Annotated in this window: 10 protein-coding genes; 2 read left to right on the forward strand and 8 right to left on the reverse strand. The window is 68.4% G+C overall.

From position 1 onward, the window contains the following. Positions 1-119 precede the first annotated feature (119 nt). From glmM to eccCa, 7 genes are all read right to left on the reverse strand, one after another. Positions 120-1,454, reverse strand: coding sequence for a phosphoglucosamine mutase (gene glmM, locus F8178_RS11500; protein WP_317494744.1), 1,335 nt, complete (start codon positions 1,452-1,454; stop codon positions 120-122). A gap of 187 nt (positions 1,455-1,641) precedes the next feature. Further along, positions 1,642-2,127: a 30S ribosomal protein S9 gene (gene rpsI, locus F8178_RS11505; RefSeq protein WP_317494745.1), complete on the reverse strand. Its 486-nt coding sequence runs from the start codon at positions 2,125-2,127 to the stop codon at positions 1,642-1,644. Next, entirely contained in the window at positions 2,124-2,567 is a 444-nt protein-coding gene (gene rplM / locus F8178_RS11510; protein ID WP_317494746.1) for a 50S ribosomal protein L13, read from the reverse strand. Before rplM ends, rpsI begins: the two co-directional genes overlap by 4 nt. 320 nt (positions 2,568-2,887) lie before the next feature. Next, positions 2,888-3,181: a WXG100 family type VII secretion target gene (locus F8178_RS11515; protein WP_317494747.1), complete on the reverse strand. Its 294-nt coding sequence runs from the start codon at positions 3,179-3,181 to the stop codon at positions 2,888-2,890. A 52-nt stretch (positions 3,182-3,233) separates the two neighbouring features. Beyond that, on the reverse strand, positions 3,234-3,548 hold the full coding sequence (locus tag F8178_RS11520) for a WXG100 family type VII secretion target (RefSeq protein WP_317494748.1): 315 nt from the start codon (positions 3,546-3,548) through the stop codon (positions 3,234-3,236). A gap of 251 nt (positions 3,549-3,799) precedes the next feature. After that, a complete protein-coding gene (locus F8178_RS11525) occupies positions 3,800-5,761 on the reverse strand; it encodes a type VII secretion-associated protein (RefSeq protein WP_317494749.1) in 1,962 nt (653 codons plus the stop codon). 50 nt (positions 5,762-5,811) lie between these two features. Further along, positions 5,812-9,843, reverse strand: a complete 4,032-nt coding sequence (eccCa, locus tag F8178_RS11530; RefSeq protein WP_317494750.1) for a type VII secretion protein EccCa — start codon at positions 9,841-9,843, stop codon at positions 5,812-5,814. Between the two features lie 366 nt (positions 9,844-10,209). Here eccCa and eccD point away from each other — a divergent pair, with 366 nt between their 5' ends. Both eccD and mycP read left to right on the forward strand, forming a co-directional pair. Further along, positions 10,210-11,613, forward strand: coding sequence for a type VII secretion integral membrane protein EccD (gene eccD / locus F8178_RS11535; RefSeq protein WP_317494751.1), 1,404 nt, complete (start codon positions 10,210-10,212; stop codon positions 11,611-11,613). Positions 11,614-11,628: 15 nt separating this feature from the next. After that, complete coding sequence (mycP, locus tag F8178_RS11540) at positions 11,629-13,338, forward strand: type VII secretion-associated serine protease mycosin (RefSeq protein ID WP_317494752.1); 1,710 nt, start codon at positions 11,629-11,631, stop codon at positions 13,336-13,338. A gap of 115 nt (positions 13,339-13,453) precedes the next feature. Here the strand turns inward: mycP and eccB are convergent, their stop codons facing one another. Then, complete coding sequence (eccB, locus tag F8178_RS11545) at positions 13,454-15,070, reverse strand: type VII secretion protein EccB (RefSeq protein ID WP_317494753.1); 1,617 nt, start codon at positions 15,068-15,070, stop codon at positions 13,454-13,456. Between the last annotated feature and the right edge of the window lie 501 nt (positions 15,071-15,571).

Here is a 15,571-nt window from a genome sequence, read left to right on the forward strand (position 1 = left end):
CGAATTCGCGGTCCGCAGCCCTTCCCTGCCGCCTCCTATGGGAAAGCTGAACGTGCTTAGCGAGGTGCATGGGCGACCAGGGTCGCGACGAGCAGAGCCCGAGCGGCCCACGTGACGGGTCAGGACGCTGCTGAGACGACACCGGCGAGCCGGTCGGCGGCTGCTTGTGCCGTCTCCTGGTCCGGTGCTTCCACCATGACCCGGACGAGCTGCTCCGTGCCCGACGGCCGCAACAGCACCCGACCTTTCTCGCCGAGCTCCGTTTCCACATCGGCGACAGCGGTGGCGACCTGCCGCGATTCGACGACGGCAGCCTTGTCGGCCACGCGCACGTTCACCAGCACCTGGGGCAGTCGCTGCATGACACCGGCGAGCTCCGCGAGGGACTTTCCGGTCGCGGCCATGCGCCCCATCAGTCGCAGGGCCGTCAGCAAGCCGTCCCCCGTGGTGGCATGCCCTGGCAGGACCAGGTGTCCGGACTGCTCACCACCGAGCGAGTAGCCGCCCGCGTACAGCTCGTCGAGTACGTAGCGATCCCCGACCGCAGTGGTGCGCAGCTGCAGCCCGTGCTCGCGCATGGCGAGATGCAAGCCGAGGTTGCTCATCACCGTGGCGACGACCGTGCGTTCGGCCAGCTCCCCCGCATCGGCCATGGCGAGCGCGAGGACGGCGAGGATCTCATCGCCATCGACCTCGTCACCGGCAGCGTTGACGGCCAGGCAACGGTCGGCGTCGCCGTCGTGGGCGATCCCCAGGTCCGCCCCGTGCTCCACGACGGCCGCCCGTAGCCCGTCGATGTGGGTGGACCCGCACTCTTCGTTGATGTTGATGCCGTTCGGGGACGCGTTGATCGCCACGACCTCCGCGCCCGCCCGGCGGTAGGCAACGGGGGCGGCTTCCGATGCGGCACCGTTGGCGCAGTCGACCACAACCCGCAGCCCAGCGAGGCGCTGCGGGGCTGCCGTCAAGAGATGATCGACATAGCGATCAACGGCCCCCTCTAGCGCGGTGACACGCCCGATCTCGGCTCCTGTAGGCCGGGTACCCGGGCGATCCAGTTCCTGCTCGATCTCGTCCTCGATGCCGTCGGGCAGCTTGTGGCCGCCCTCGGCGAACAGCTTGATCCCGTTGTCCGGCATGGGGTTGTGCGAGGCGGAGATCACCACGCCGAGGTCCGCCCCGGTGTCGGCCACCAGGTGGGCTACTGCCGGAGTGGGAAGCACCCCGGCTCGGCGCACATCGGCGCCCGCGGAGGTCAGCCCAGCGACGACGGCGGCGTCGAGCATCTCACCGCTCGCGCGTGGATCCCGCCCCACCACCGCGACCGGACGGTGCGAGCGATCGTGCGCGGCGAGTACGCGTGCCGCACTGGCCGCGACCGCCATCGCGAGTTCCGGTGTGAGCTCTGCGTTCGCCAGCCCCCGGACCCCATCCGTGCCAAACAGCCGTGCCATCTCCACCGACCTCCTCGTAGCCGCGATGTGGAACAACGTAACGGGCCCCGCTGCGACCGCACCGCCGGGGCCGGGTGACGTTTCGCGGGCTAACCGCGGTGTGCGAACAGGCCTCCACACACACGAAAGCGCCCACCCGTACGAGGATGAGCGCTTTCGAGTGCTGCCTATCGTGAATAGGCGCGGGTCAACGCTTGCTGTACTGCGTGGCCTTACGCGCCTTCTTGAGGCCGTACTTCTTCCGCTCCTTCGCCCGGGAGTCGCGGGTGAGGAAGCCGGCCTTCTTCAGCGCGGGCCGGTCGTCGGGGTCGATCTCGGCCAGCGCGCGGGAGATGGCCAGGCGGAGCGCGCCTGCCTGTCCCGTGGTGCCGCCACCGACCAGATTGCCGACGACGTCGAAAGAATCCGGCTTATCCACCGTTGCCAGTGGCTCGCGGATGAGCTGCTGGTGAACCTTGTTCGGGAAGTACTCCTCAAGCGGCTTCCCATTGAGCTTGAACTCACCGGTGCCGGGCTTCAGACGCACCCGCACGACAGCTTCCTTGCGGCGCCCCACAGCGTGGGCACTTCCACCAGCGTCACGCGAGGGCCTGGCGGCCGCCGGGGTCTCGCTGGTCGTCACGGCGTCGCCGGACTCGGTCTCAGTGCTGGTCACAAGCTGTTCCTCACTCATTGGGCAACCTTGCTGATCTCATGTGGCTGCGGCTTCTGCGCCGTGTGCGGGTGCTCCGGGCCGGCATAGACCTTGAGCTTCTTCGCCTGCGCACGCCCGAGCTTGTTCTTCGGCAGCATGCCCTTGACAACCTTCTCCACCAGGCGCTCCGGCTTCGTGTCCAAGAGCTCGCCGAAGGTGCGCTTACGCAGACCCCCAGGATACCCGCTGTGGCGGTAAGCGAACTTCTGCTCACGCTTCCGTCCGGTCAACACGACTTTGTCGGCGTTGACGACGATGACGAAGTCACCGGTGTCCACGTGCGGAGCGAATGTCGCCTTGTGCTTGCCGCGCAGCAGTGTCGCCACCTCGGTCGCCAAACGGCCGAGAACGACGTCCTTCGCATCGATCACGTGCCAGGCTCGGGTAATCTCGCCAGGCTTCGGACTGTACGTGGGCACGGTGCTACCTCTGTATCCTACATTGCTTCTGGATGTCTGTGCGGGCCAAGCGCGTCCCACCTGGACGCGCCCCCATCGCACAACGAGGTACCAATGTACCGGCTCGCCCACTCAACGCACGAACCGGGGTCCCTCCATCACCCTGGCACAGGTCGCCAACCGCATCCACGCGCCCTGCGCCTCCCAGCGACCCGCGAGTGACGCGAACGCACCGGAACACCCGCGTGCCACGCGGGTGTGGTGGCCACCACTCCCCGGCCACACAGCTGTGGCCCCGAGCGAGGGTCGCTCGGGGCCACAGGGTGCTGCTCGCGGCGCGATCAGCCACCGAAGCGACGGGCCTGCTGCCCTTCCATCTCGCGGTAGCTGTTGCCGATCTCGTTCAGCGTGATGCCGATCTTGGCAAGGACCTGATTGAGCTCGGCGTGAGCCTGATCCCACTGGTCTTGCAGTGCCTGGTAGTTGGTGTATGCCTCACCTTCCCAAGTGTTGACCAGAGGCGCCAGGTCACCCTTGAGGGTGTCGCTGGCCTGGGTCATCTCGGTGGAGGCCCGGCTCACCTCGTCGGCGGCACTGAACAGCGTCTCGTAATGAACCTTCATTCCTGCGGGCATCTATGCTCTCCTCAACTGATCGTCACGACGTTCGATGGGTGGCCGGAGTCGCTCAGCCGTCCAGCGTGCTGGAGATGGAGCTGACCTGCTCGGAGACCTCCATCTCCTGGGCCTCGTACGTGCTACCCGCAGCTTGCAGCTGCTCACCGATTCCCTGCAGCGCCTGGTTCATCTTCAGCGCGTTCGCGTCGAAGCGCGCCATCAGCTCCTCGAACGCCTTGTTGGCCTGACCCTGCCAGCCGGCGCGGGTCTCCTCGACCGTCGACCGCACCTTGTTGAGGATCTGGTCCAGGTTGGCCTTCGTCGCCTCTACGTTCTGGTGTGCCCGTGTGAATTCCTCGATCTCACCGGAAAATCCCTGTGCCATGCGGGACGAACCCCCTTCGATCATGTCGCGTTCGTACGACGATCTCCGTCGTACGTTGCCTACGACGGAGAGACTGCCACGCCTGGTTCCATGGTGTCCGGCACTTCCGGCAAGTTGTTGCGAGCGCAAACGTCGCACTCGCATCTGCACATGCGCCAGTCACCCGATCGAAGCCGGGCGGCACGTCCCGTGTGGCTGCCCCATTGCATCCAGACCGCAGTGACAGCAACGGGCAGGTGGGGCGGACAACCTCATTCGACGATCGCCAGGGTGCGCACGACCTGCTCGCACGCTTGCTCGACCGGTTCCATCCCGGAACGGGTGTACCGGCATCCCACGCTGACCTGCACGTGACCTTCGGCCATCACGTACCAATCCGTGGTGTGACGCTGGGCCGGCTCGATGTAGTGGATCACATCCCGGCCGGCGAACCGCGCGTCACGCTCGAACCCGGTGAAGCGGTCCCCCGCATCGTGGACCAGCTCTTCCAGCTCATCGGCGAAGCTGGCGAAGTCCCCGTCGATACTCACGTTCAGATCGAACTGCCGCACCACCACGCGGTCATCGCCGCCAGTCGCCTCTTCGGGTTGCATCACCAGCAGCTGACTCTCCTGATCACTACCGGTCTTCACCCATCCAGGCGGCGCTGTGAAGCGGAAGTCATGCTGCTCGATCTGTGTTTCGCCGAAACCGCGCTCGGTCACCGCCAGGATCGCCCCGGTGGCAACGGTCGCCGCGAGAGCGAGACCACCTCCCACCAGCCACGGCACCGTGCGGCGGCGGCGCGTACCGCCACGCGCCGTCCCGGCATCCTGTCCCGGTGCCGCAGTGGCGCGCATCCCGGAGTCCGCCTGCATCGCCTGTCTCGCTCCCGTCGGTGGTGTTCCCGGCGGCACCGGAGGCACCGGCGGCGGCATGCCCGCGGCGACCTGGGCAGGTAGGTGGGCGGGCGGGCGCTGCGGCCCCTGCGGGATGTCCACTGGTCCGACAACGGCGGTGCGCTGTTGCGCCGGTGGCACGACGGGCCCGCTCGGCGACAGCATCGTGCCGGGTAGGGCTCCGGTACGGTCCGGCTCCACCAGCACCGCCCGCATCGCTCCGCGTGCGACCACGGTCTCCGGCTGGTCAAGCGTGGTCGGGACGATACCCAACCGTTCGTGCACCAGCCGGGAGATCAACGGGATACGGCTCGACCCTCCCACCAGGAATATGCCCACGAGCTGCTGCGGTCGCAGGCCCGCATCCGTGATCGCCGCCGAGGTCATCTCGACCGCCCGCCCCAGCGGCGCCGTGATCAGCCGTTCCAGGTCCTCTCGTGTCACGTGGGCATCGGAGAAAGGTTCCGGGAGGGGCACGTCGGTGTAGGCGTGTCGCGACAGCGTCTCCTTCGCCCCCCGCACGTCCTGCCGGAGCATCCGGCGTCGCCGCCTGCCGTCGAGCTCGCGTCCCTCAACCAGCTCCCGCCACGCCTCGGGGGCGTCGGCGGCGACCAACGTCCCGACGTGTTCGAGTAACGCCTGGTCGATATCGGCCCCACCGAACGCGGGGTCGCCACGGGTGGCCAGCACCCGGAACCCTCCCCGGCTCGTGCGCGGCTGCACACCTCGCCCCGACACGGCCAGCCGCTGCACCACGCTGACATCGACCGTGCCGCCACCGAGGTCCAGGACCGCGAGCGCGTCATCGTTCTGCCCGCTAAACGCGACCGTCCGGCCGTCCCCGGCAAGCCGGCCGGCGGCTCGGGATTCGGCGTGGAAGACGGCCGCGGCGACGGGCTCGGGGACGAGCGCGACCTCGCGAGCGAGGTTGCCTGCGGCCTGGCGCAGCACCCGGGTCCGGACGATGCCCCAGTCGGCCGGGTGGGTGAGCACCAGCAGCTCCACCTCGGCGTCACCGGCGAAGCGCCGGGCCTCGGCCACCGCTCTGCGCAGCACCGCGCCCACCGCGTCGCGCACCGGGACCACCGAGGTACCGAGCAGCAGCTCCCCCTCGTCGACCCGCCGCTTGGGATGCGGTTCGTAGCGCGACGGGTCCACAGCGGCGTGCCGCTCGGCCTCGAGACCGGCGAACAACGTGCCGTCGACCGCCGCGTACACCGCCGAGGGCAGCAACGGGTGGCCGTCGATGACCACCACCTGTGGCTCACGCCCGTGCAGCGACGCCACGACACAGGTACTCGAGGCGCCGAAATCCACAGCGACCCGCAGGCTCATGACCGCACCCTACGCACCACCGACGCTGTCCGTGTGCCGCATGCGCAGGATCAGTCCGGGTCGATCCACGACACCTGGATGAGCTGCTTGCCGACCTTCCTGCTGATGAACGTCCCGCGCCCGGGGGGCATCGGGGACGGCTTGAGGTTGCCGAGTAGCTGCCCTTCGTCCTTCGAGCCGTTCATGATCAGACCCGGCATAGCCAGCTCCTTCAGCTTACCGAGGACCTGGTCGTACAGCGCACGGCCTGCACCACCGGTACGGCGGGTGACCACCAGGTGCAACCCGATGTCCTTCGCTTGCGCGAGGAACGGCCCCAGCGGCTGCAGCGGGTTCTTCGACTGGGAGGCCACCAGGTCGTAGTCGTCGACCACCAGGAACAGCTCCGGTCCCTTCCACCACGACCGGTTCTTCAACTGCTCCTGGGTGACGTCCGGGCCGGGGAGCCGCTTGTTCATCGAACTGGCGACGTCGCTGACGATGCCGTCGAGCTGGTTCGCCGATGCCGCGTAGCTCAGCAGCTGGTCGCCTTCGAGGAAGCCCAGCATCGTGCGGCGGTAATCGACCAGGATGACAACGGCTTCCTTCGCGGTGTACCGCTCGCTGATTCCCCGTACGATCTGCCGCAGCAGGTTCGTCTTTCCGGACTCGCCATCAGCGAACGCCAGGAAGTGCGGGTCGGCGTTGAAGTCCAGGTAGACCGGGGCGAGCTCGTCCTCGTTGATCCCGATGGGGATGAGCTTGGAGTCCCGGCGCGAGTCGGCGGCGAGCACGTCCTCGTACCGCACCACCTCGGGTAGGAGCCGCACGCTCGGTGCCGGGCGCCCCCGCCAGGCTCCCTTGATCCGAGTCACGGCATCGGCGACACCCTCACCGATGGTGGTGTCGTCGCTGGACCCGTCGATGCGCGGCAGTCCGGCCAGGAAGTGCAGCTTGTCGTGGGTCAGCCCGCGCCCTGGCCGGTTGGCTGGCACGTTGGCAGCGGTCTTGCGCTCGATATCCGATTCGCCGGGGTCACCGAGTCGGAGCTCGAACCGGGTGCCGAGCATGTCCTTGATCTGCGGCCGGAAGTCACCCCAGCGATTGGTGGCGATCACCACGTGCACGCCGAACGCGAGTCCCTGCGTGGCCAACCTGGTGATCTGCGGTTCCAGCTCCTCGAACTCGTCACGCAACGCTTTCCAGCCGTCCACGATCAGGAATGCGTCACCGAACGCGTCCTGCTCGGAGGTGATCCGGCCCTGGCGCTTCATCGCGCGGAAGTCACCCATCGAGTCGATGCCGAGCTCACCGAAGCGGCCCTCGCGTTCGGACATCAACGTGGTGAGCTCGGCGACGATGCGTCGCGCCTTGTCCGGTTCCCGCCGCGCGACCGCCACGCCGCTCATGTGCGGCAGCTCGGACAGCGAGGCCAGCGTGCCACCACCGAGGTCGATGCAGGCGAACTGTGTCTCCTGCGGGGTGTGTGTCAGCGCCATGGACATGACGAAGGTACGCAACATCATGGACTTGCCCGATTGCGGCCCGCCCACGACGGCCATGTGCCCGGCGCCGCCCGAGACGTCCGCCCACAGCAGATCACGGCGCTGCTCGTAGGGCCGGTCCACGATCCCCAGGGGCACCTGGAGCCTGCTGTTGCCGAAGAAGTCCACCGGCGACAGTCCCCGCTCCTCGGTCGGGTTGAGGTTGGGGAGCAGGGTGTCCAGCGAGTTCGGCTCGTTCAGCGGCGGCAACCACACCTCGTGCGCCGGAGGGCCTTGTCCAACCAGCCGGTCCACGATCACATCGAGCTCGCTCGGCTCGTTCGACTCGTCGGCCTCGGCCTCCTGCTGCTGTTCCTCTTCCGCTTCCGGTTCCGGTTCCGGTTCAGGCTGGGCTGGAGGTTCGATGTAGTCGGGCACGAACAGCTTCGGCCGCTTGTCGGCACGCACCCCGGTTGCCGAGGGCCCGGAGGTCTTCATGCCCGCGGGACGGTAGGGACCCGACACGTAGGCAGCCTGGAAGCGCACCAGGGACTCGGTGTCGTACTTGAGGTAGCCGCCACCGGGGCGAGACGGCAGCTCGAAGGCGTCAGGGACACCGATCGCCGCGCGGGACTCCGCCGCCGAGAAGGTCTTCAGGCCGATGCGGTACGACAGGTGCGAATCCAGCCCGCGCAGCTTGCCCTCCTCAAGCCGCTGCGAGGCCAGCAGCATGTGCATCTGCAGGGATCGGCCGAGCCTGCCGATCGCGACGAACAGGTCGATGAAGTCCGGCTGCGCAGACAGCAGCTCGGAGAACTCGTCGACCACGATGAACAGCGCGGGCATGGGATCCAGGTCGGCGCCATTCTCCCGAGCCTTCTGGTACTCCCACACGTTCTTGAAGTTGCCGCCGTTCTTCAACGCCTCCTGCCGCCGGTTCATCTCACCGGCCAGCGCGTCCTTCATACGATCGACCAACGTGACCTCGTCGGCCAGGTTGGTGATCACGGCGGAAACGTGTGGCGCCTTCTCCAGCCCGAGGAACGTCGCCCCGCCCTTGAAGTCGACGAGCACGAAGTTCAGCACCGTAGACGAGTGCGTGGCCAGCATGCCGAGCACGAGCGTACGGAGGAACTCCGACTTCCCGGATCCGGTGGCGCCGACACACAGCCCGTGTGGACCCATCCCCTCGAGCGCCGCCTCCTTAATGTCCAGCTCGACAGGCTGGCCCTGCTCACCGATACCGAACGGCACCCGGTACCTGTCGCGGATCGGGCGGGGACGCCACGCCTGCTGAATGTCGAAGGTCATCGGATCACCGGGGATGCCGAGCAGCTCGAGGAAGCCGGGCGCCGATGCCAGCGGCGACTCCTCTTCCTCGTCACCCGTCTGCGTGGTGCTGATCCGATACGGCGCGAGCTTGCGTGCCAGCGACTCTGCCTCGACGAGGCTCAGCATGTCGATGCTGCCGAACCACTCGATGCCGCCCGCGTTCTCCGCACCGAGGTTGTCCTTCTCGGCGATGAACCGCATTCCACGACGCGCCGAGAGCCGTTCGAGCTGCCCGGACACATCGATGACGGTCACCCCAGAGATGCCCTCCTCGAGGACGATCCGCTCTTCCTTGGTGAGGTCGGCCTCCTCCACGATGATCACGATGTGCGGGCCGTCGGCGTAAGGCGTCTTCCTAGTGAACCGCGGCCGTGGCGCGAGCTCGTCGGCCAGCCAGCTCTCGATCTCCTCGAGCGAGTTGGACATCATACGGAGCTGACCGATGCCGTCGGTCATCGTCGGGTGCTGCGCGTGCGGCAGCCACTTGACCCATTCCCAGTACTGCTTCGCCCGGCCGGCACTGGCCACCGCCACGAGCACGTCCTCCGGGCTGTGCAGCGTGACGATCTGGCCGAGGAGGGCGCGCACGAACGCCCGGGCGTCCTCCCTCTCGCCCTGCACGGTCACCGAGGCGAACCCCCGGAAGTTCACCTGTGTGGGCAGGTCACGCACCATCGAGTTGGAGCGGGTGAACCGGCGCAGCGCCAGTGTGGAGATGGGCTCGAGCTCATCAACGGGACCGGTCTGGGGAGGAACGAGGCGGGTGGCCAGCCGTTGCGACCCGCGCCCCACCCGCAGGTGCATGAAGTCCTTGTCGCCTGCCCTGCGTTCCCACATGCGGCGGCTGGTCGCGATGGACAGCAACGTCTCCGGATCGGGATGCGCCCACTCCAGCGCGGCCCGCTGCTCGATCATCACGTTGCGGGTCCGCTCCCGCATCTGACCGAGGTACCGCAGGTAGTCCTTGCGGTCCTCGTTCATCTCGGCCTTCTTCTGGTTACCCCCACGATTACCGCCGAAGAACATCGCCGCCATCGACAGCATCATCATCAGCGGCATCATCAGGAACAGCGGGCTGCGAAAGCCACCACCCGAGTCACGCATGGCGGTGAACATGAACGCCACCATGCCGAGCATCGCGACGATCATGACCACGGGCATGAGCTTCATCAGGATGTTGCCCGGGATCTGGCGCGGGATCTCCGGCGGCGGCTCGAGGTGAATCTCCCCGCCCGGCATCCGCGGCGCGGGCAGCCTTGGCGATCGCTTGAACTTCAGCGTGCTCACCGGATGAAACCCCTCTTCGACCTCAGCATGACAGCCCGCATCGTGATCGGGTCGTCAGACTAACCGACCGCGCGTCCACCGACGGCGCCCACGGTAGTCAAGCATGACCGCCGGGGGTAGCACACCCGGAATCGCCCAATCAGTCCCGAACGCGGGCCCGCGCGCAGGCGACGAACTTCCGTAACTGCGAGCGAACCGGCCCCGCCATCCGGTATATGTCACCCGGCAGCGTGCTCGGCACCGGATCGCCCGCCACCGGCTGCGGCGCCCGCGGGAACCGGTTACCGTGCCTGCGCTGTGTCGGCACAGAGGGTTCCGGTAAGTTTCGACACGCAGCATGCTCACGCGTTCAGGGGGCGGATACCAGTGGCTACCGGCACGACGGTTTTCAGCCGGGTAACGATTGTGGCACCGAGGACGCGCATCGACGTCGCGTTGCCATCCGATGTGGCGGTGGCGGATCTCGTGCCACTCGTGGTCGATATGGCCAACGAGCGCACACCCGACGGTGGTTCACGTCACGGCGGCTGGGTACTCGCCAAGCTCGGCGACGCACCCCTCGATCCGAGCCGCACGCTCGCCTCGCTCGGGATCGTCGACGGTGAGCTGCTGCAGCTACGCAAGCGCAGCGAGAATCCCCCGCCGCCGCTGTTCGACGACGTGGTGGACGCGATCGCCGAGACCGATCCCGACAACTTCCGGCCGTGGACCCCCGACACCGCCCGGCGCGCGGGCCACATCGCTGGCACGCTCGCACTGCTGGCCGCCGCCGTGGCACTGTTCGCGGGCGGAGCGATGTTCGGCGGTGGTCACCTGGTTCCCGCCATCGTCGGCGGGGTGGCCGCGGTCGCCTGCCTCGCGCTGGGTTCGGTGCTGGCCAAGGTCTACGAGGCGGAAGCCACCGGTGTGGTGATCGCGGCGGCCGGGGCATTACCGATGGCTTTCGTCTGCGGCTTCTACGCGGTGCCCGGCGTATCGGTCCGTGCCAACCTGTTACTCGCCAGCGTGCTGGTGGTGATCGTGGCCGCCGCGGCGATCATGCTGATCGGCGCAGGCCTGGCCGTGTTCGTCGCAGCGGCCACGACCGCAGCCATCGGCGCCGTTACCTTCACGTTCGCGGTGTTCATCGCCCACCCCCCGGACGGTCTCGCCGCAGGGGCCACCGCTGTCGCCCTCGGGCTGATCTCGGTGCTACCCAGGGCCACGATATGGCTGGCCAAGCTACCGCTGCCGCATGTGCCCAGCACCGCAGAGGAGCTCAAGCAGGACACCGGCATGTCCGATTTCGGGGCGATCGAACAGCGCACCAGCATCGCGCACGAGCACATGACCGGCCTGCTCATCGGCTGCGGTGCCGCGGTGGCCGCCGGTGCGATCGTGTCGGCCTCGGACGGGAACGTCTTCGGCATCATCCTGGCGATCACCGCCACGGTGGCGCTGCTGCTCCGCTCGCGCACCTACGCCAACGGAACGCAGGCCGTCGCGCTGCTGACCACGGGCATCGCCTCCGGAGCGGGCCTGCTGCTCGCATGGTTGTGGGTGTCCGACCCCACCGCGCGGACCGCGTGGGTGTTCAGCGCGCTCGTCCTCATCGCGGCGGGAGCGCTGGTGCTCGGCGTGATCTTCCCCCAGCAGCGGTTCTCCCCGCCGATGCGCCGGAGCGTGGAGATCTTCGAGGCGATCTGCATCGCCGCCGTTCTGCCGCTGGCGCTCGGCGTGATGGGACTGTACGGACACCTGCGCGTCGTCGGTTCCGGCATCCTCGGATAAGGCGAGGGTTGTTCGATGCACACGCTCAGGCACCTCACGCTCCGGACCACCGGCCGCCGCGCCACCCGCGATGGCCAGTACGAAGGGCGGTGGGCAGCCCGAGCACACACCCGCGAGGGAGCCGCGGCCCGCTCGCCGCACAAGCGAACCACGCGGGCTGGCGCCATGCTGGTCGCCACCACGCTCGGACTGCTGACCGCGGCCATGCCGCCGCTGCTGTCGGCTTCGGCTACCGCGGTAGCGGACGAACGCCCGGAATGGGCGCCGCCCCCACCGAGCGGTTCGCCTCCGGACGACAACAACGGCGAGCCGGACCAGCGGTACACCCAGCGGCAGGAATGCGTCGAGCGGGCTGAGCTGGACGACGACGTCTCGCTGCCCAACATCCCGTGGGGGCAGATGCACCTGCGCATCGACGACGTGCACTCCTACGTCAAGCAACATGCCGACTCGATCGGCGACGGCATGGGCGTCGCCGTGATCGACACCGGCGTCACCGAGCATCCCTACCTCGACGGGCGGGTACACGACGGGGGTGATTACGTCCTCGGCGAGGACGGCCTGCACGACTGCGACGGGCACGGAACTCAGGTCGCGGGCATCATCGCCGCCGACCCTGACGATCCCAATATCGGCTTCACCGGGGTAGCTCCGGACGCCGAGATCGTGTCCATCCGCCAGTCCAGCCAGAACTACTCCCCCGAGACGGAAGACGAAGCCGAGCAGCGCAGGCTACGAGAGGAAGCCGAAGAGGACGACGACAACGGCGACGAGGACAACGGCGACACCGAACCGGACGCCGTCTCGCCGGGAACCGTACCGTCACAGGACGACGGTGCGCCTCGGGTACTCGGCGAGGAAGGCGCGGGCGACTTGCGCACGCTGGCGCAGGCGGTCCGGCGCGCCGCGGACACCGACGGCGTCGAGGTCATCAACATGTCGGTCGACAACTGCCGCAGCGCCGACGGACCCGAGATCACCAGCAAGGAACGGGAGCTGCAGGCGGCGGTGCGCTACGCGGTGGACAACGACATCGTTGTCGTAGCCGCCGCGGGCAACGTGTCCGAAGCCTGCGAGCAGAACGATCAACCGAACCCGCTCGCGCCGCGCACGATCGTTTCCCCACCCTGGTTCTCGGAGGACCTGCTCGCCGTAGCGGCGATCGACCGGACGGGTGGTGTCGCACAGTTCAGCATGAACGGACCGTGGGTGAGCGTCGCCGCCCCCGGCACCGAGATCATCTCGCTCGACCCGGCCGAGGGTGCCGAGCACCTCGCCAACCTGACCATCGAGGGCGGCGAGGCAGTCGAGTTGCAGGGCACGAGCTTCGCCGCGCCCTACGTCGCCGGGCTCGCCGTGCTGGTCCGACAGATGCATCCGGACCTCGACGCCAGGGAAGTGATGCACCGGATCAAGCACACAGCACAGCATCCCGGCGCCCACGACGGGCACGATCAGTTCATCGGCCACGGGGTCGTCAACCCGATGGCCGCACTGACCGCCACCGTTCCGGAGGAGGAAGGCATCACCCCCGCCTCCGACGTCGAGCTTGCCTCCGACGTCCCACAGCCGGGTGGTCCGCACCCGATGGCTGTCACCGTGGCGCTGTCGGGTTCAGCCGGTGCGCTTGCCGCACTCGGCATCACGTTGTTCGTGGTGCACACGGTACGGCGCAGCCGAGCGAAAAACGCCAGCGCCACAGCAGGCGAGGTCGGCTCCGGCTGAACTACGGCAGCGGCGATCGGCTTCGGCAGGCGGGGCAGCGTCACTGCGCGCCATCGTGGCACGCAGGCGCCCCTGCCGCTGCCTGCCCTCACGGCCTCGGTTCTCGTCGGTGGCCTCAGCCCTCGTCGCCGTCGGCGTCGTAGTAGCCGGAGTCAGGGTCGAGTCGCACGGAGTCGAACGTACGCATGGCATCCTGGGGGTTCAGCGACGAGCCGGTCGGCAGCAGCCGCACGATCGCATCGGGCGCGGGCCGTTGCTCCGGCACCCCGAGATGCGCCGCGGTCTCCTGATCCGGGATGCCGTAACGCAGCCCGCGATCGGAGATCAGGTAGATCGGGCCGCTGTCGAAGGAATGCCGCGACGTCGCCGCACGCACCGGCGCGGCGTTGCCCGGCGGCATGAAGAACCCGTCCAGCCGGACACCGTCCGGGCTGGCCTGGCCCACCTCGAGCATGCGCATCGGTGTGCCGTCCTCGTCCTCCGGCAGCGGCATCTCGTTGCCGACATAGACGGCCGTGCGCTCGTCTACGTCGTCACCGTCACCCCGCAGGGTCCATCCGAGGCACATGGTGGAATGTCCCTGGAACGGGTCGAGCACCGTCGGAACCTCACCGGGGTAATCCTCCACGTCGAGGTAGCCCTCATAGTCGTCGGAGACGGTCGACACCTGAGCTGCCCGCTCGGGCATGATCGCCGGGACGGGGTCGGGATCGGTTTCCTCGGCGAAGCGGATCATGTCCGCCACCGCTTCGGAGACCGGCTGCCTGCCTTCCGGGAGCAGCACGTTGTACTCGGTGGTCTCGGCGCGATGCACGGCGAACACATCACCCACGCGCAGGTCCTCGATGTTGTACTCGCTCTCCTCGCCGTGCTCCGGGACGCTCGGCGCCTCCAGCGCGCTCACCTCGGGAATCGCGTTGAGCACGCCCATCGACATGCTGCGCGGCTCGTGCCCTGACAGCTGCAGCGCCGTCGTGACAGAAGGCTGGTCGAGGTCCACCCGCGCGCGCACCATGTCCGACGGGCGGTTCGGATCCTCCTCCGGCCGGTAGATCAGGTAATCGTTGCCGTCGTCGCCAGCAGCGAGGATCGCCTCGTCCCCACCGAGCTCGGTGCCGAGCTCGCTCACCCCCGCGAGCACGGCCGTCTCACGCTCGGCCTGTTCTCGTGCCTCAGCCTCGGTCAGGTCGTCCCGGAAGTCGATGTTGTCGCACACCGCCCAGTGATCGGAGACGATCTGGTCCTCCTCGGGGATCAGCGGCGGCCCGTCCGGGATCCCGTGCATCCGGCCGCGCTCGATACCCTCCAGACGGTCGTCCGGCACCACCTCCGGCTCCACCGCCTCGATCCCGCCGCCGTCACCGCCTGCTTCCTCCTCGTCCCCCTGCTGGCGCGCCATCAACACCAGCCGAGCCGAGGCAAGGTTGAAGGTGGGCGTCAGCTGTGCCGGATCCTCCTCGGTCGCCGGGGTCTTGACGTAGACCTGGCCGGATTCCTGGCCGATGACGATGCCCTCGTTGGGTGGCTGCGGCGCGGGCCGCAGGATGCCGAAGATGAGGAACCCGAGCAGGCCGATTGCGGCGATCACCACGCCAACGCCGGTGGCGCGGTTGTGCGTGCGCAGCGGATCGTGCAGCATCACTGCGTCCCTGCGCACCAGCGCCGACTGCATCCGGCGCAACACGAAGCGGTAAGCCTGGACCTGAGACTTCGTCGTCGGATTCGATGGCATTACGGACCCACAGCCCTCCCAGTCGGGGTACGGTACCGCAGGATAGCCGCAAGCGGACCGTCAGTGTTGCTTTCTACCAATGAGCGATAGTCTGCACACTCGCGGGGCCAGTACGTGTCGGCCGTACACGACGAGGGGAAAGAGATCGAGCGGATGTCCGTCAGCACATCTCCGCGCCCGACAGGGCCACAGCCGGCTACACCGCCGCCCGGTGGCCGCCCCCCGACACCGCCTCCCGGCCGCGAACGCGGCCCGGCACCGCCACCGGCCCGGCCCACAGGGCCCGGACGTCCCGGTGGCCCGCCTGCGCAGCCGGGCGCACCAGGAGGACGACCTCCCGGTCCCGGCCCGGCGCCGGGCGGGCCTCCAGCCCCTGGCGGGCCCGGGGGCCGGCCAGGCCCGGGAGGCCCGGGAGGGCCAGGCGGACCTGGGGGACCTGGCGGACCGCGAGGCCCCGGCGGACCAGGCGGCCCCGGGGGACCAGGCGGGCCTGGGGGACCG

This window comes from Haloechinothrix sp. LS1_15 (assembly GCF_033042135.1).
Classification (GTDB): Bacteria; Actinomycetota; Actinomycetes; order Mycobacteriales; family Pseudonocardiaceae; genus Haloechinothrix.